This window comes from Novosphingobium tardum (genome assembly GCF_042652045.1).
In the GTDB taxonomy this organism is placed as follows: Bacteria; Pseudomonadota; Alphaproteobacteria; order Sphingomonadales; family Sphingomonadaceae; genus Novosphingobium; species Novosphingobium tardum.
Genome location: NZ_JBHSDR010000003.1, coordinates 139,039 through 155,306, shown reverse-complemented (window position 1 = coordinate 155,306; position 16,268 = coordinate 139,039). Strand labels below are relative to the sequence as shown.

Annotated in this window: 19 protein-coding genes and 1 pseudogene; 9 read left to right on the top strand and 11 right to left on the bottom strand. The window is 64.8% G+C overall.

Features of this window, described 5'->3' with window-relative positions:
- Positions 1 to 15 precede the first annotated feature (15 nt).
- From ACFO0A_RS00900 to ACFO0A_RS00890, 3 genes are read right to left on the bottom strand one after another with little or no spacing between them, the layout of a single operon-like run.
- Entirely contained in the window at positions 16 to 381 is a 366-nt protein-coding gene (locus ACFO0A_RS00900; protein ID WP_379537097.1) for a hypothetical protein, read from the bottom strand.
- On the bottom strand, positions 378 to 812 hold the full coding sequence (locus ACFO0A_RS00895; protein WP_379537096.1) for a protein tyrosine phosphatase family protein: 435 nt from the start codon (positions 810 to 812) through the stop codon (positions 378 to 380). Before ACFO0A_RS00895 ends, ACFO0A_RS00900 begins: the two co-directional genes overlap by 4 nt.
- A gap of 4 nt (positions 813 to 816) precedes the next feature.
- On the bottom strand, positions 817 to 1,614 hold the full coding sequence (locus ACFO0A_RS00890; protein ID WP_379538131.1) for a TerC family protein: 798 nt from the start codon (positions 1,612 to 1,614) through the stop codon (positions 817 to 819).
- 266 nt (positions 1,615 to 1,880) lie between these two features.
- Between ACFO0A_RS00890 and ACFO0A_RS00885 the strand changes: the two genes are divergently transcribed.
- The 6 genes from ACFO0A_RS00885 (at position 1,881) to ACFO0A_RS00860 (ending at position 8,180) form a co-directional block, all read left to right on the top strand.
- Positions 1,881 to 2,621, top strand: a complete 741-nt coding sequence (locus tag ACFO0A_RS00885; protein ID WP_379537095.1) for a cold-shock protein — start codon at positions 1,881 to 1,883, stop codon at positions 2,619 to 2,621.
- Positions 2,622 to 2,777: 156 nt separating this feature from the next.
- Entirely contained in the window at positions 2,778 to 3,959 is a 1,182-nt protein-coding gene (locus tag ACFO0A_RS00880) for an aspartate aminotransferase family protein (protein WP_379537094.1), read from the top strand.
- The gene (gene argF, locus ACFO0A_RS00875) at positions 3,956 to 4,882 is read left to right on the top strand and encodes an ornithine carbamoyltransferase (protein ID WP_379537093.1); all 927 of its coding nucleotides are present in this window, start codon (positions 3,956 to 3,958) and stop codon (positions 4,880 to 4,882) included. Before ACFO0A_RS00880 ends, argF begins: the two co-directional genes overlap by 4 nt.
- On the top strand, positions 4,879 to 5,808 hold the full coding sequence (gene hslO / locus ACFO0A_RS00870; protein WP_379537092.1) for an Hsp33 family molecular chaperone HslO: 930 nt from the start codon (positions 4,879 to 4,881) through the stop codon (positions 5,806 to 5,808). Before argF ends, hslO begins: the two co-directional genes overlap by 4 nt.
- Before the next feature lie 83 nt (positions 5,809 to 5,891).
- Positions 5,892 to 6,608 (top strand): 7-cyano-7-deazaguanine synthase QueC, encoded by a 717-nt coding sequence (queC, locus tag ACFO0A_RS00865; RefSeq protein WP_379537091.1) that lies wholly within the window; start codon positions 5,892 to 5,894, stop codon positions 6,606 to 6,608.
- 15 nt (positions 6,609 to 6,623) lie between these two features.
- On the top strand, positions 6,624 to 8,180 hold the full coding sequence (locus ACFO0A_RS00860; RefSeq protein ID WP_379537090.1) for an MFS transporter: 1,557 nt from the start codon (positions 6,624 to 6,626) through the stop codon (positions 8,178 to 8,180).
- A 245-nt stretch (positions 8,181 to 8,425) separates the two neighbouring features.
- On the opposite strand, the gene ACFO0A_RS00855 is transcribed toward ACFO0A_RS00860, so the two are convergent.
- The 4 genes and pseudogenes from ACFO0A_RS00855 to ACFO0A_RS00840 form a co-directional block, all read right to left on the bottom strand.
- Complete coding sequence (locus tag ACFO0A_RS00855; protein WP_379537089.1) at positions 8,426 to 9,547, bottom strand: OmpA family protein; 1,122 nt, start codon at positions 9,545 to 9,547, stop codon at positions 8,426 to 8,428.
- A 192-nt stretch (positions 9,548 to 9,739) separates the two neighbouring features.
- Positions 9,740 to 10,099, bottom strand: coding sequence for a DUF2793 domain-containing protein (locus ACFO0A_RS00850; RefSeq protein ID WP_379538130.1), 360 nt, complete (start codon positions 10,097 to 10,099; stop codon positions 9,740 to 9,742).
- A gap of 40 nt (positions 10,100 to 10,139) precedes the next feature.
- Positions 10,140 to 10,598, bottom strand: a pseudogene (locus ACFO0A_RS00845) (terminase large subunit domain-containing protein); the annotation flags it as partial.
- A complete protein-coding gene (locus ACFO0A_RS00840) occupies positions 10,582 to 11,112 on the bottom strand; it encodes a hypothetical protein (protein WP_379537088.1) in 531 nt (176 codons plus the stop codon). The pseudogene ACFO0A_RS00845 and the gene ACFO0A_RS00840, both read right to left, overlap by 17 nt.
- A gap of 203 nt (positions 11,113 to 11,315) precedes the next feature.
- Between ACFO0A_RS00840 and ACFO0A_RS00835 the strand changes: the two genes are divergently transcribed.
- Positions 11,316 to 11,966, top strand: coding sequence for a YqaA family protein (locus ACFO0A_RS00835; protein WP_379537087.1), 651 nt, complete (start codon positions 11,316 to 11,318; stop codon positions 11,964 to 11,966).
- A gap of 36 nt (positions 11,967 to 12,002) precedes the next feature.
- Here ACFO0A_RS00835 and ACFO0A_RS00830 read toward each other — a convergent pair whose 3' ends face one another.
- Complete coding sequence (locus ACFO0A_RS00830; RefSeq protein ID WP_379537086.1) at positions 12,003 to 12,470, bottom strand: Lrp/AsnC family transcriptional regulator; 468 nt, start codon at positions 12,468 to 12,470, stop codon at positions 12,003 to 12,005.
- 119 nt (positions 12,471 to 12,589) lie between these two features.
- Between ACFO0A_RS00830 and ACFO0A_RS00825 the strand changes: the two genes are divergently transcribed.
- Positions 12,590 to 13,927 carry a S41 family peptidase gene (locus tag ACFO0A_RS00825; protein ID WP_379537085.1) on the top strand — a complete coding sequence of 446 codons (1,338 nt, stop codon included), beginning with the start codon at positions 12,590 to 12,592 and terminating at the stop codon, positions 13,925 to 13,927.
- Here ACFO0A_RS00825 and spt read toward each other — a convergent pair.
- The 3 genes from spt to ACFO0A_RS00810 are packed head-to-tail and all read right to left on the bottom strand — an operon-like array spanning position 13,920 to position 15,571.
- A complete protein-coding gene (gene spt, locus ACFO0A_RS00820; RefSeq protein ID WP_379537084.1) occupies positions 13,920 to 15,170 on the bottom strand; it encodes a serine palmitoyltransferase in 1,251 nt (416 codons plus the stop codon). The genes ACFO0A_RS00825 and spt overlap by 8 nt on opposite strands.
- Before the next feature lie 43 nt (positions 15,171 to 15,213).
- Positions 15,214 to 15,453: an acyl carrier protein gene (locus ACFO0A_RS00815; RefSeq protein WP_379537083.1), complete on the bottom strand. Its 240-nt coding sequence runs from the start codon at positions 15,451 to 15,453 to the stop codon at positions 15,214 to 15,216.
- Complete coding sequence (locus ACFO0A_RS00810) at positions 15,431 to 15,571, bottom strand: hypothetical protein (RefSeq protein ID WP_379537082.1); 141 nt, start codon at positions 15,569 to 15,571, stop codon at positions 15,431 to 15,433. Before ACFO0A_RS00810 ends, ACFO0A_RS00815 begins: the two co-directional genes overlap by 23 nt.
- A 63-nt stretch (positions 15,572 to 15,634) precedes the next feature.
- On the opposite strand from ACFO0A_RS00810, the gene ACFO0A_RS00805 reads away from it, so the two are divergent.
- Positions 15,635 to 16,261 carry a Pycsar system effector family protein gene (locus ACFO0A_RS00805; protein WP_379537081.1) on the top strand — a complete coding sequence of 209 codons (627 nt, stop codon included), beginning with the start codon at positions 15,635 to 15,637 and terminating at the stop codon, positions 16,259 to 16,261.
- The last annotated feature ends 7 nt before the right edge of the window (positions 16,262 to 16,268 follow it).

Below are 16,268 nucleotides of genomic sequence, written 5' to 3'. Positions count from 1 at the left end.
AATGGCGTAAGCAACTTACAACAGGGCAAGCAACTCGTCATTGGCAATGAGTGTTTTGCCGAAGCGCCGCTCACCGGTCGAGACTACGACGCCTTCGGGTGTCTTCTGCATCGCTATCGGGGAATTGAGGCGGCGAGCGACCGGATGCGCTCCCTGAATGCGCAGAAGGGCAAAGCTGCCGTCGTCACCGCGCACCAGCGCGGAGCGGCCTTGGCGGTCGACGAAGACATCGCGCGAAGTGAAATCATGCAAAAGTTGCTCGGCGAGGCGGGCCGCTTGTTCTTCGGCGATCACTGCGCCGCGGCCCAGGCCAAGCCAGGCTACCAGACCGGCAGTCGCGAGAACGGCGACAAGCGAGCCGCCCAGCACAAGCCAGTTCACGCCGCTCCCGCGGACAGTGATTCCAGCAGCGCTCGGATCGGCGAGACATCGTAGCCCGCTTGGGCAGCCGCCGCCGAAATCACCGCCGGATTGCGCCCCGCCTTGGCCTCGGCCAGCGCCCAGAGCAGGGTCGAGCGGGTACCCGAACGGCAATATGCGAGGACCGGCGCATCGCCGGCGCGGTCGAGTGCGGCGCGCATTGCGTCAAGCTGGGTCTGCGAGAACCCGGAGTGAGTTACGGGGATCGCAACGTAGTCCATTCCCGCGGCGCGGGCGGCAGCCTCGATCTCGGAACCGGGAACCTGGTCGTCGGATTCGCCTTCGGGACGGTTGTTGATCACCATCCCGACGCCGAGCCTCCTTGCCTCGGCAATGTCCTCGATCGCGATTTGCGGACTGGCGAAAACCTTGTCGTCGATACGGCGGAACATGGGTTCAGCCCTCTGTGAGCGCGCGCTTCCGCGCGCGGCGATTGCGGCCAAGGATATTGAGCGTCTCGACGAAGGCGGAAAATGCCATCGCAGCGTAAATATAGCCTTTGGGCACATGGAAGCCAAACCCGTCGGCAATCAGCACAAGGCCGATCATCACGAGGAAAGCCAGCGCAAGCATGACCAGCGTCGGGTTATGCTCGATGAATTTTGCCAGCGGCTCGGCGGCGATGAGCATGAGGCCTACCGTAATGATGACGGCTGCGACCATGATCGGGATTTCGTCGGTCATGCCGACTGCCGTGAGAATTGAATCGATCGAGAAGACGATGTCGAGCGCGATGATCTGCGCGATCGCGGATGCGAAGCCGATGGTGACCGAGCCCTTGTCGTGATCGAGAAGCTCGCCGCTTTCCTTTTCGGGATCGAGGTTGTGGTGGATCTCTTTCGTCGCCTTCCACAACAGAAACAGGCCGCCGGCCAGGAGGATCAGGTCACGCCCGCTGAACGCCGTCTCGAAGGTTTGCTCGCCATGCGGACCCGGCGCGCCCTGAATGCCGAGGTCGATGATTGTGGCCTGCAAGGTGACCAGCCACCCGATGAGTAGCAGAAGCCCCACGCGCATCACGAGCGCAAGTATCAGGCCGATCCGCCGGGCCTTCTGCTGCTGCTCGGGAGGCAGCTTATTCGACAGGATCGCGATGAAGACGAGGTTGTCGATGCCAAGCACGACCTCGAGAACGATCAGGGTGAGAAGTGCCGCCCAAGTGGCGGGATCGGTGAGCAGGGCAAGGATGTCCATGCGGCTTTTACGCATGTCCTCGACGGGATGCCAAGAGCCCCCCGCGTAATGCGCAATTTGCACAAATGTCACACTCGCCCGCAGCCGCCATGGGCTCCCGCAGGAATCCGTTCGCTCTCGACGAGAATCATCGCTATAAACCGGCCCGCGAAGGAGAGGGCCAGCCGTTTTTGAAGGCTTCGGTTTGCTTTGTCGCGCGGCGGGTCGTTCGTCCAGACCCGCCGGGCCGATCATGGATCAGGGCGAAGCGAAGGTATATCTGGGGAATGAGTTTCGATAGAGGGCGGCGCGGCCGGGGTCGCGACAAGCGTGACGGTTTCGGCGAGGATTCCTTTGATCCTTACGGCGGCGGCGGAGGTTTCGGCGGCCAGGATCGTGGCGGGTTCGGCGGTGATCGCGGTGGTGGCTACGGCGATCGCGGCGGCGGCGGCGGCGGCGGTTATGGCGGCGGCGGCGGTGGCGGCCGATTCGGCGGCGGTGCCGGTGGCGGTGCTCCGCGCGGCGGCGGCATGCCTGCCCAAGTCGTCGGCACGGGCCGCGGCAAGGTAAAGTTCTTCAATTCGCAAAAGGGCTTCGGCTTCATCCAGCGTGACGATGGCGGTGAGGACGTGTTCGTCCACATCAGCGCTGTCGAGCGTGCGGGGCTCGAAGGCCTGGCTGAAAACCAAGAGCTCGAATTCAACCTGGTCGATCGCGGGGGCAAGGTGTCCGCGGCCGACCTGCAGGTCGTCGGCGATGTCATCCCGGTAGAAGCGCGCGCTGCTGAAAAGCCGCAGCGTCAACTTACCGGCGAAAAGGCAACCGGAACGGTCAAGTTCTTCAATGCGATGAAGGGCTTCGGCTTCATCACGCGCGATGATGGCGAGGCGGATGCCTTTGTGCACATCAGCGCCGTCGAGCGGAGCGGGATGCGCGAGCTCAACGAAGGCGACAAGGTCGAGTTCGACCTTGAGGTGGATCGACGAGGCAAGTACTCGGCGGTCAACCTGGTGCCGCGTCAGGACTGATCGCTGCCGCAACCGTCCCGGATTTGACCGGGGCGCTGCCAGTGAATAAATACGCGCAAATGGCGGTCCCCTGGAGGGGGCCGCCATTTGTCGTTTGTGTCTTATCCCGTATCGATCGCGGGCGCGAAAAGCCCGGCGAACACAGGAGTCCAACCGATGTCGATCACTCCGCTCATGCCTGTCTATCCCCGGTGCGATGTACGCCCGGTACGCGGCGAACATTGCCACTTGATATCGGAAGACGGGCGCCGGTTCCTGGACTTTGCCAGCGGGATCGCAGTCAACCTGCTGGGGCATTCGCACGAGGGGCTGATCGGCGCCATCCAACGCCAGGCCGCGACGCTGATGCACGTTTCGAACCTCTACGGCAGTCCTCAGGGCGAAAGACTGGCGAAGCGTCTCGTCGACCTGACTTTTGCGGACACCGTGTTCTTCACCAATTCCGGTGCGGAAGCGGTCGAGTGTGCGATCAAGACCGCGCGCGCCTATCACAGTCACGCCGGGAACGAGCAGAAGTACGAGCTGATCACCTTCAAAAACGCATTCCACGGCCGCACGATGGCGACGATCAGCGCGTCGAACCAGGAGAAGATGCATCACGGCTTCCTGCCGCTGCTGCAGGGCTTTAAGTACGTCGAGTTCGACGATCTTGAGGCAGCGAAGAGCGCTATCGGCCCCAACACCGCGGGCTTCATGGTCGAGCCGATCCAGGGCGAGGGCGGCATCCGCGTCGGCTCTGATGCTTTCATCAAGGGCCTGCGCGATTTGGCCGACGAGCACGACCTGATGCTGATCTTCGACGAGGTCCAGTGCGGTGTCGCGCGTGCCGGTACGCTCTATGCCTATGAACAGTACGGCGTGACACCAGATATCATGGCCACGGCCAAGGGCATCGGCGGCGGCTTTCCGATGGGTGCCTGTCTCGCAACCGAAAAGGCGGCGCGCGGGATGGGGATAGGCTCTCACGGCAGCACTTATGGGGGAAATCCACTGGCAATGGCGGCGGGCGAAGCCGTCCTCGATGTCGTTGCCGACGAGAGCTTTCTTGCCGAGGTTCGCGCCAAGGGCGAACGGATCCGTGCGCGGCTGGAGCAGTTCATCGGCAACTATCCCGAGCTGTTCGAACTTGTGCGCGGGCGTGGTCTGATGATCGGACTGAAGATGCGCTCGGAAAGCCGCCCCTTCGTTGCACACATGCGCGACAATCACGGGTTGCTGACGGTCGCCGCGGGCGACAACACGGTGCGGATCATTCCGCCCCTGGTTATCGACGACAGCCACATCGAAGAATTCATGGACAAGCTTTCGGCCGCTGCCGCAAGCTACGTCGCGCCATGATCCGGCGCTTCCTGAACCTCTCCGATGCAGGCGGCGACGCAATCGCGGCCATTCTGAACGATGCGACGGACCGCAAGGCCGCACGCAAGGAACGGCCGCGCGGTCAGGCCGATGCTGACGCGCCCCTGGCGGGACGCGTCCTCGCGATGATCTTCGAGAAGAGCTCGACCCGCACGCGCGTGTCGTTCGACATCGGCATGCGCCAACTCGGCGGAAGCGCGCTGATCCTCGACAGCGGCAGCACCCAGCTTGGGCGCGGTGAAACGATCGCCGACACGGCCCGAGTGCTTAGCCGGATGGTCGACGCGATCATGATCCGGACAGACGATCACGCCAAGGCCGAGGAACTGGCCGATTGCGCCACCGTTCCGGTAATCAATGGGCTTACCGACCTTTCGCATCCCTGCCAGATCGTCGCGGATCTGCTCACCATCGTCGAGCGCGGCATCGCCTTGCCGGGCCTTCAGGTGGCATGGCTGGGCGATGGCAACAACGTCGCCAACTCGTTCATCGAGGCGGCCGGCCTCATGAAGTTTGGCGTGCGGCTTGGCGTACCCGAGGGATACGATGCGGACCCTGCGTTCATTGCGCGGGCTCAAGCCGCCGGGGCGACTGTCACAGTGTGCCGGGATCCGCGCGAAGCGGTTTCGGGTGCGCAGGTGGTCGTGACCGACACGTGGGTTTCCATGGGGCAAAGCGGCGCGGAAGCCCGGCTCGCCGCCATGGCACCATATCAGGTCGATGAAGCGCTGATGGCGTCCGCACATGCCGATGCGATCTTCCTGCACTGCCTGCCCGCGCATCGCGGTGAGGAAGTCACCTCCGGAGTGATCGACGGGTCCCGGTCGCTGGTGTTCGATGAGGCCGAAAACCGCATCCACGCCCAGAAGTCCGTGCTGCGCTGGGCGTTTGGCCAGTTGTGAGCGACGAAGGGTCCAATCCGCCGGGAGTGGAGACGGGCTTCGACCGTCCGCTTCACTTCACCCTCCCCGCGCGCAATGCGCGCGGGCGAGTGGTTCGGCTTGGTCCCGTGCTTGACGAGATCCTCGCTGCCCATTCCTATCCACCACCGATCAAGCATTTGCTTGCCGAGGCGCTGGCGGTCACGGCCTTGATCGGGACGTTGCTCAAGGACGGCGACGATGATGCGGCGCCCGCCCAGCTGACCATGCAGGCCCAGACCGAAGGGGGAATAGTCGAGCTCCTGGTCTGCGATTATCGGGGCGGAGAGCTGCGCGGCTATGTTCGCCACAACGCCGAGATGCTGGCCTCGCTTGGAGCCAATCCGTCGCTCTTCGCGCTGTTCGGCAAGGGCTATCTCGCCATTACCTTCGACCTTGCCGCGACCGGGCAGCGATACCAGGGCATCGTTCCGCTCGAAGGGGACTCGCTGGCAGATGCCTGCCAGAACTATTTCCAGCAATCCGAGCAGGTGCCGACACTTATTCGCGTGGCGATCCGTTCCGGGCCCGACGGATGCGTGGCAGGCGGCCTTCTCGTCCAGCATCTGGCTGAAGGCGAGGAGGGCCGCGAACGGTTGCACGTCCGGCTCGATCATCCGGAATGGGAGCATGTCGCCGTGTTGGCCGGTTCGCTGCGCCACAACGAGCTGGTCGATCCGGAACTGGGCCTTGAATCGATTGTCTGGCGGCTGTTCCATGAGGAGCCCGAAGTTCGTGTCGAGCCCGGGATGCCGCTGATGCGCGGCTGCCGCTGCACGATCGCCCACTTTCGCGAGGTCATCGGCCGCTTCCCGCCCGAGGATCGCGCCGAGATGCGCGGCGATGACGGACGGATCGCCGTCGACTGCGCTTTCTGCTCGCGCGTCTTCGCCATCGAGGAAGACTAGGACGCTGCATTCGCCGGGGGAAATCGACGCTCGGCGCAAGCCACGGCGTTGCGCGCGCCGTCGGCGCCGTCTAGCCCCTTGTCATGGTCGCCTCAGCCCTTGCCGACGATGCTTCAGTGACGGCCGCGAAAGATGCTGTCGTGCTTCTTTCGGGTGGGCTCGACTCTATGGTCACGGCAGGCCTAGCGCTCGAGCAAGGCTTTCGCCTCAACGCCCTGACGATCGACTATAACCAGCGTCACGCCATAGAAATCAGTTCGGCGCGCACGATAGCCGCTCACCTTGGCGCCGCGCGGCACGTCGTCCTGCCGCTCGATCTGCGGCAGTTCGGTGGCTCAGCCCTGACCGCCGACATCGCCGTACCGAAGGATGGCGTGGGAACCGACATTCCGGTCACCTATGTCCCGGCGCGCAACCTCGTGTTCCTGTCGCTCACCCTCGCGTGGGCCGAGGCGCTTGGCGCGCGCGACATCTTCATCGGGGTCAATGCGCTGGACTATTCAGGCTATCCCGATTGCCGACCCGAGTTCATCGCCGCCTTCGCCGGGCTCGCGACGCTCGCGACCAAGGCCGGTGCGCAAGGCCGGTCATTCACCATTCATGCGCCATTGCAGCACATGGGCAAGGCCAGGATAGCGCAGGAGGCTGCGCGCCTCGGTCTCCATCCCGGGCTGAGCTGGTCGTGCTACGATCCACAGCCAGGCGGCAAGGCCTGTGGCGTGTGCGACAGTTGCCGGCTACGCCGCGAAGGATTTGAAAAGGCCGGCCTTCCCGATGGGGTCGACTATGCAGCCCGGTGAACGGGCGTGGGAGAGATGAACTTGGAACAGCCAACCGGCGATCGCACTGACCAGCGTATCGAACCTTATGCCTGGTATGTCCTCTCGCTGCTGGTTCTGGTCTACATCCTCAACTTCGTCGATCGGCAAGTCCTCACCATCCTGGCCCCGGACCTCAAGAAGGATCTGGGGATCGACGACAGCGATTTCGGATTTCTCTACGGCACGGCCTTTGGTGTCTTCTATGCCCTTTTCGGCATCCCTCTGGGCAAGCTCGCTGACCGCTGGGTTCGGGTGAAGCTCCTCGCCTCGGGTCTTGTCTTGTGGTCGGGCATGACCGCGCTGTCGGGCCTCTCCCGCAATTTCGGCCAGCTTGCCGCGGCACGTGTCGGGGTCGGGGTGGGCGAAGCCACCGCGGGACCTTGCGCCTACTCGCTGATCAGCGACTACTTTCCGCCGCGCCGCCGGGCGACCGCACTCGCGATCTATTCGTCCGGCCTCTACCTTGGTGGCGGCCTCTCACTGTTTATTGGCAGCGCAATCTCAGGGCGCTGGAACGCAGCCTATGCCGCCGGCAGAGCTCCGTTCGGCCTCGTTGGATGGCAGGTGGCATTCCTCGCGGTCGGCATACCCGGCCTGCTCCTTGCGGCATGGGTTTCGACCCTGCGCGAGCCGCTGCGCGGGCGCTTCGAGTCAAAGTCCGACGCGATCAAACCGGATGTGAACACGCCGATGCCCTGGGGTCCGTTGTTCCAGGATCTGGGCGACATCGTCCCTCCTTTTACCCTCGTCGGCGCAGCGCGGCGCGGTATGCCAGCACTGTTCGCGAACCTCGCAGGTGCAGCGATCATCGCGGCTATCGCCTTCACGCTGATCGTGCTGGTCGGCGATCCCAACCAGTGGATCGCTTTGGGTGTCGGCACTTATGCGGTCTTCTCGTGGGCTGCGGCGCTGCGCGCGCGTGACCTGGGCTCTTTCGCGGAAATCTGGAAGTCGCCGGCGTTCCTCGGCGTCACGATCGGGTATGGTCTCATCGCCTTCCTCGCCTATGCCAACGCCGCGTTCGCGCCGCTGTACATCATCCAGCACTTTGGCGCCGACCCAACGCAGGTTGGGTTCGTGGTCGGCGGCGCGGCCGCGGTGGGCGGTGCGGCGGGTGTCATCGGCGGGGGCGCCCTGGCCGACAGGCTAGCAGGACCGGGACAGGATGCGCGTCGGATCCTGGTAATCATCGGCGGCCTGATAACTTCGCTGGTCCCCTATTATCTCAGCTATACGACCAGTTCGCTGACCGTGTTCTATCTGCTCGTCTTCCCGACCCAGGCGCTGGCGAGCGCGGCGCTGGGCGGATCGTCCGGCACCATCGTCAACATCGTGAAGCCGGAAGTCCGCGGGACGGCGACGGCTGCGTTCCTGCTCGGGGCCACGATGATCGGGCTCGCGTTGGGTCCCTACTCGGCCGGCAAGATGTCGACCCATCTCGGTGACCTGGGAGCAGGCCTGTTGGCGATCATGGTGGTAGCGCCAGTGTCCTTGGTGGCACTGATCATCGCCTACCGCAATCTCAGCCGCCGCGAGGCGAGCCGGGGTTGATCGACGACACCTAGAGCGCTGCCGGGGCGGAAGCTCGAAAGAGCGCCGCTGGGCAATCAGGTTCAGTCTCGGTGGGGAGACCACACCAGCTACCACGAGGTCGCTGCAAGACCAGCCGGCGAAGTATGCCTGGCTGCGAAGCGTCGGGAGCACCTCCCAATCAGTTCGTCCGACCGCAGGAAGCGCGCATAGAAAAAGGGGCCGGATTTCTCCGGCCCCTCGTTCTTTCGACCGAAGTCGAGAGCTTACATGCCCGAGCCCGGACCGTAAGTGATCTCGACGCGGCGGTTCTGCAGTTCGCGGACACCGTCGGCAGTCGGGACGCGCGGCTGGCTTTCGCCGAATGCCTGCGCGGTGATCGCACCGTCGGCAATGCCATGCGAGGTGAGGTACGAACGCACCGAGGCGTTGCGACGCTCGGCCAGGCCGATGTTGTACTGGACCGAACCCGAACGGTCGGTGTGACCGGCCAGCATGATCGGAACGCTCTGGCAGCTGCCATAGGCAGAGACGGCGTTGTCGAGGATGGTGGCGGCTTCCGGCGTGATGTCCGACTTATCCCAGTCGAAGAACACGATGTACGGGCCCTTGTTGCAGACGGCCTGAACGACCGGCGGCGGCGGCGGCGGCGGCGGCGGCGGGGGCGGCGGTGCAACCACCGGCTCCGGCATGGGTTCGGCGCCACCGAAGTTGTAGGCGAAAGTGCCCATCAGGCTGTGCGAACGGAAGCGGCTGTCGGCGCTGCGGCCGGCAGTGTCGAGGACCTTGACGTTCGGAGCGTTGAAGAAGCGATACTTCACGCCGACGTCCCAGTGGTCCGTCAGGGGAGCGCGGACGCCAGCCAGGGCCTGCCAAGCGAAACCGGTGTCGGAATCGTTGATGAAGCCGGGGCCGCCATTGCGGATCGAGATGTCGGAATCGACACGAGCGACACCGACGCCGCCGCCGACAAAGCCCTGCAGGCCGTCGTCAGCGCCGAAGTCGAGCAGGCCGTTGACCATGAAGCTCAGCGCGTTGACCTTGCCGCCGACGTAATTGTACGTGCCGGGAAGGGCGCTGGTCGCCACGGTGGTGCCAACCGCGGGGATCGTGACCGACGAGCTCAGCGAGTCCTGATTGGCCTGGCGATAGCTGGCCTCGGCTTCCATGCGGAAACCACCGAAGTCGTAACCGACGATGCCACCGAAGTCGTAGCCGTAGTCGGAATCGAGCGTCACGGCATTGTTGACCGTTCCGATGTCGTAATCGATATCCTCAAGCAGCATCACGCCGCCGTCCACTTCAACGTACCAGGAATCGTCACGCGCGAACGCGGGCGATGCCAAGGCCGTAGAAGCCAAGGCCATGCCTATGACTAATTTACGCATTATTGTTTCCCCTTTTTGCGATCTAATGCCACTTAGTGGCGGTTGGTCTATCTTCTTAGTCAAAGTGGCGCAAGCGGGCAAAACTCCCCGACTGTTGCATAAATGTCGCGCCGGATCGGCGCGATCTTAATGCTCAGACTTGGGAAAACCCTCATGTTCCCGGCAAATGCTCGATGGCGTGAATTGTTCCCATCAGTTCGTCGCAAAGACTCCTGCAGCTGCAAGCGTTTCAAGCAGGTTAACCAGCATGGATCGCGCCTCGGCGTCGATCGTCGCTCCGCCCTGGGGCGCGACGGGACTTGTGGGGATTACCCACGAACCATCGAAAAGTTCGAAGGCACCGCTTGAGCGGTTGAAGGCCCGCGTTCCCGGACGCGGCTCGATGAAGCGCCAGCCGCCCTCGGTCCAAAGCGCAATCGTGTCGTCGTGCCCGGTAAATTCGGCCTGTCCACCGCCCAGCACGCGCCACGATTGCCCCGGCGACGGAGCCGATGGTGGCGTTTGTGCCGCACCTTCGATCGCGCAGTGCAACAGGGCATCGGTCCGGACCATGGCCTCGTTGACGAAGAATTCCCGCTGGGACTGTCCTGCGAGCATGGCTATGCTGGGGACCGCGCAGGCTTTCGGGCTCGGCCGCGGAGTAGAGCGTCGCCTGGGCCCCGTTGGGCCAGGTCAGGCGGCGCAGCGAAGGCTCGTAACGCGGCCGTCGGCCGGGAGGGCTGATCGCAAGCAGGCCGCTTTCCCCTTCGACCATCACGCTGCGCCCCTCGGCCAGGGTCGAGGCGACGAGGGCGATCCTCGCCTCGGCATCGCGCGAGGCGATCTCGCGGACCCATTCGGCGCCCGCGCGGGTCTTGCCGAAGCCGCGCCCGGCCATGATCAGCCACACGCGCCAGTCTCCCTTTGGCGATAGCTGGGCCTCGCGCGCCCACAGCCGCCAGTGGTGAGAAAGCTCGCGGCGCTGGCGCTCTGTCAGGCGGCGCAGCGTCCGCTGGCACGCCTCGGGTGGGAGCGAGAGCAGCCAGTTCAGCCGCTTATTCGCCAGCGTCATCAGATCCCGCAAGCGTTGCGCCCTGGCGTTCGGCGAACTGCGAGACGCTGGCCGACACGTCCTCGACCTCCTGGGCGCGCAGGCGCATGGCATCGAGCGTGGCGTCGATCGAGGCGAGCACCGCCTCGGTATCCTCGTTGTCGCGGATCGCGCGCTCGCGCGCCGCGCTCTCGCGATGCGCGGCGAGCAGGCGAAAGCTGGTGGCGTTGTCGAACGAGCGGACCCCGCGCTTAGCGCTCCCCGCCGGCTTCACCTCGCCCATCCGCAGGCGATAGAGGAGCGACATTTCCAGCAGGTCGTAACCTTCGCACAGCGCGACCTGCCAGCGGCGGAAGAACTCGGCATCCTTGCGCCGTCGCTCATAGACCTGGGAGGTCTGGAGGTCGGCCTTGCGGCACGAGGCGGCGATGTTCGAAGTCGCGGCCAGCTCGTCCAAGAACAGGGTGAACCTGCGGGCGAGCGGAAGTCTGGCCCGGACACGCACAGCGGTGCCGGCCTTGCGCTTGGCAGTCATGGGATCCGTTCATGTGACGAAGGGGGCGGTAAGCCGCGGAGCGAATCGTAAGATCGCGATGTTCCGTTTCTCTAACCAGATAGCGTTACGATGTCAAGACAAAAGAACCGTATAGGTTCCTGACTCATGCTGGCGTTTTATCGCTCGCCCCCCTAATGGTCCCGCCACCTTCCTTCCCATCCCGCTACCTGCAAGGGCAACCGATGCTCCGCCGCCTCTATGACTGGACCCTGGCGAAGGCCGCGCACCCCCATGCCGAAGGCTGGCTGGCGCTGTTCGCGTTTGTCGAAGCAAGCTTCTTTCCGATTCCCCCACACCCCCTGCTGGGCCTGATGTGCCTGGCGGAGCCGCGCCGCGCGGTGCGCTACGCGCTCGTCGCCACTGTCGCATCGGTGCTGGGCGGGCTGCTCGGCTACGCAATCGGCCACCTTCTTTTCGATACCGTCGGCCAGTCGCTGATCGACGCCTTGGGGATGCACGACAGCTTCCCCCGCGCCGCCTGCTACCTGCGCGAGTACGGCGCCGAGATCATCATGGTGAAGGGTGCGACTCCGATACCGTTCAAGCTGCTGACCATCACCGCCGGGTTTATCTCGATGCCGCTGCTGACCTTCATCGGCGCAAGCATCGTCAGCCGTGCGATCAGCTTCCTGATCGTGGGCATCCTGTTCCGGGTCTTCGGCGCGCCGATCAAGGTGTTCATCGACAAGTACCTTGGCCTTGTGACGATCGGGGTCGTGGTGATCGTGGTCGGCGGCTTCGTCGCCGCGGCGATGCTCAGCGGCGGGTCGAGCAGCACCGATGCCAAGTGCGATCACGCAATCTCGGCGCCTGCCCGAACGACGGCTGCCTGAGCTGCGGCTGCCCGACCTGCGGCTGCCTGCCGTGCATCAATCGCGGGCAATCGGCCACGCCGAGGTGTACTTGCGTCGCTTCTTGATGAACCGGGTCTCGTAGCGGCGCACCGCGGGGTCGCTTGCCAGCGCCTCGTCGGCAAAGGCGTTGAACGCGTCCATGTCGGCGACTGCAACGACCATTACCAGGTCGAAGGGGCCCGCCACCTCCATCAGGGCCTGGACCTGCGGGCGGGCCTCCAGTCTGCGCAGCAGGGCCTCGACCTCGGCAAGGGCATGGCGATCGAGCTGGACGTCGACCATGGCTGAAAGGAACGGGCCGATCCTTTCGGTGACAACCGCCCGGTCGCCCAGAATGGTCCCATCCTCGCGCATCCGCCGCATCCGCCGCGCGATCGCCGAAGGCGACAGCGCGACATCGCGCGCCAGGTCTTCTGCAGTGCGCAGGGCGTCCTCCTGAAGCAGCGATAGGAGGTCGCGATCATAGCGGTCCCAGTCGCGCATTATTTGGCAGGTTTCCTGTCGTGGACGCCGCTGGCAGGCATTAACGGGGCGATGTTTGCCCGCAACTGGCAAGCTGGCCAAACTATAAATGCGGTCAGTTTCAACGTCGAGGACCGCCGATGCGCACCCCCTTCCTGCTGCCCCTTGCCGCCATGATGTTTTCCGCCGCCATGCCGGCGTCCGCCGCGCCGAAGGCACCCGCAGCGAGCGCCGCCACCGCCGTGCCGGCCGAGGTCGTCGTGGCCGCCGCGCGCAAGGAAGTGCTCGCCCGCTATGTGTTGCCGGAGACCGCGACAAAGCTCGATGCCGCGCTCGCCGCTGCTGGTGCGGCCCATGCCTTCGACAGCCTCCAGGGCGAAGCGCTCGCCAACAAGGTGAACGACGTGATGCGCACCGTGACGAAGGACGCGCACCTCAGCATGACCTATGCGCCGGAAATGGCCGCCGCGCTTGCCGGCCGTCCTCTTTCCGACGACGAGGACGGCGAACTTCCGCCCGAATTCATCCGCCAGATTACGCGCGACAACGGAGGCGTCGCCAAGCTCGAGGTCCTGCCCGGCAACATCCGCTATCTCGACTACCGCGGCTTCGAGTGGGGCGCACCGGCCGCCACCGAGGCAATCGCCAACGCGATGGCCTTCCTGCGCGGGGGTGATGCGGTGATCATCGACCTGCGCGCCAACGGGGGCGGCTCGCCCGATGCGGTGGCCGCGATGGCGAGCTATTTCCTGCCGCCGGCGACCAAGCTGATGCGCTTCGAGATGCGCTCAGACGCCGGCCAGGCGACCGCTACCCACGCTCCGCCATTCTCGCTCGCGGGCAAGCCCGTCTATGTTCTGACCTCCAAGCGCACGTTCTCCGCGGCAGAAGAATTCGCCAGCCACGTATCCGCGTTCGGCTTCGGCACGCTGGTCGGCGAAAACACCGGCGGCGGGGGCTTTCGCAACACGATCCTTCCGCTCCCCGGCGGCCACGTGATGTCGATCTCGGTCGGCCGCGCCGTCCACGCCCTGACCGGGCGAGACTGGGAGGCGGTGGGGGTCGCGCCGAAGATCGCGGTCCCCGCCGATCAGGCGCTGATCCGCGCGCGTTCCGAGGCGATGGCGGCGATCGTCGCGGCGGCACCAGCGAGCGAGCGCCCTGCTGCTGAGCGGATCCTGGCCTATTACCGCGCGCTGGCTGCGCCGATCGACAGCGGACGCCAACTCGCGGATTATGAGGGACGTTATGGCGAGCGGACGATCGCCCGCGATGCCGCCGGAAACCTCACCACGCGGCGCGGCGACAATCCGCCGACCCGACTGGTGGCCATCGGGCCCGATACGTTCGTACCTGAAAACACGCCGACCCAGCGCATCAGCTTCGTCGCCGACGGTTCCGCGATCGTCGCGCTCGACGCCGACGGCCCCGGCGGTCAGCCACAGCGCGCCGCGCGGGCGGCGTTAGCGCTCAAATGATCCCGACAGCCTTGCCCGCGCGCTCGAACATGCCAAGGATCGTCTCGACCTGATCGGCGGTGTGTTCGGCGCAAAGCGAACAGCGCAGCAGGGTCATGTTGGCGGGCGTCGCCGGTGGGCGGGCAAGGTTCACGTAGAGCCCTTCCTTTAGCAGCGCCTCCCACATCGCCGCGCCGCGTTCGAGGTCGGGCATGATCACCGCGATGATCGCCGATTGCGGCTCGTCGGTTCCCAATGAGAAGCCGCGCGATTTCAGGCCGGCGTGAAGCTTGCGGCTGTTCTCCCACAAGTGGGCGCGCTTGTTGCCGCCGTGCATCAGCTTGCGGATCGAGGTGGCAGCGGTCGCCACCACGCTGGGGGGAAGCGAGGCGGTGAACACGTAAGGCCGGCAGACGAGGCGCATGATCTCGAACTTGGGATGGTTCGAGACACAGAAACCACCCACCGTGCCGACGCTCTTCGAAAAGGTTCCGATCACGAAATCTACATCATCGAGGCAGCCCTGGTCCTCCGCCACCCCGCGCCCGTTGGGCCCGATGAAGCCCATCGAATGCGCTTCGTCCACCAGGACCATCGCGCCGTTTTCCTTGGCGACGCGGATCATGTCCTTGAGCGGGGCGATATCGCCCAGCATCGAATAGACGCCTTCGAGGATGACGAGCTTGCCCGCGCCTTCGGGGATGCGCTTGAGGCGCTTTTCCATCGCATCGATGTCGTTGTGGCGGAACGGCACGACCTCGGCATCGCCCAGCTTGCACCCGTCCCAGATGCTGGCGTGGCTGTCGATGTCGAGCACGATGTAGTCGCCCTTGCCGGCGATCGTGCTGATGATGCCGAGGTTTGCCTGGTAACCGGTCGAAAAGACCATCGCGTGGTCCATCGCGTAGAATTCCTTGAGCGCTTCCTCGCACTCGCGGTGCCCCTGGTAGGTGCCGTTGAGGACGCGGCTGCCGGTGGTGCCGCTGCCGAAGTCCTCGAGCGCCTGCTTGCCCGCGGCGATCACGTCCGGGTCGAAGGTCATGCCCATGTAGTTGTAGGTGCCGAGCAGAATGGTCTCGCGCCCGTTGCACACCGCCTGGGTCGGGCTGAGGACGCGCTCCATCACGAGGCTGAACGGGTCTTCCTGGCCGTGCGCCAGAAGCGCGCGGCGTTGCTCGATCAGCGGATCGAACTTCGAGAACAGGTCGGGTGAGCCGCCGGCAAGGGCCACGGGGCGGTCGGCTTCGTCGATGCCTTCGGTCATGCGTTACTTTCCAACACGGGCGCCGGGGCGCGGGGTGGCGGGATCAGGACTGGAGCTTGGTCACCGCATCGATGAGCTGACCGTAAGTCTCGATCTCCGCCTGCTGGTTCATGGTGATGATGATATCGAACTCGTCCTCGATGGCGGCAACGAAGTCCATCACGGTAAGGCTGTCCCACTCGAGGTCGCCGGCAAAGGTCGTGGAGTCATCCAGGGCCAGCCCCTTCTTGTTGAAGGGTTCGATCAGTTCGGCGATCTTTTCAGCGGTCGCGGCGCGATCCATCGTTTCGGTGCTCCAGTGCCGGCCAGGTCGCGCCGGGAAGGGTGATGACCGGGACGGCCATCGCGAGGCCCGGCGAGTGCCAGACGATTACGGCGGAAAAGCGGCTTGCGCGCCCCATTGTCAAGGGTGACGCAATCGTGTCATCTCGCTTGCGCGATCAATGGCGCGGGGGGTGCGCGTAATGGATGAAGGTTCGACCGAGGTTCCGCATGAACCGGCCGTGTCGGCAGGCGCCGTGCCCTCGGCGCCGCCCGCGCAATCGGTTTCTCCGCCCGTCGCCACGCCTTCCATGCTTTCGCCGACGGGATACTCCAACCACGCGATCCATCTCGTCCGCACGCTCCAGCAGGTGACCTTGGCCTTCAGCCAGATGGCGGACCAGAAGGCGTCGATCCTGATGGGGGCGACGTTCGTCGTGTTCACGATCGCCGTGGGCCAGGCAAAGAATGGTTCGGTTCCGTGGTCGCTGTCGGTCCTCGCGCTGTTCGCGTTCCTTTCGGCGCTGTGCGCGGTGTTCGCGGTCCTGCCTTCGATCGGCGGCAGCAAGAAGGGCGACGGCCCGCCCAACAAGCTGTTCTTCGGCTTTTTCACCTCGATACCCGAGGACCGGTGGATCGACAGCGTGCTCGACGAACTTCACGCCGACGAGACGGTTTTCCGCACGATCCTGCGCGACATCTACCAGAACGGGCAGGTGCTCCAGCGCAAGAAGTACAAGTACCTCGGCATGGCCTACCGGATCTTCGTGGTGGGCCTGTGCCTGACGCTGATCACTTTCGTGATCGAGCATGTCAGGCAGTTCGGCTGATCCGGCC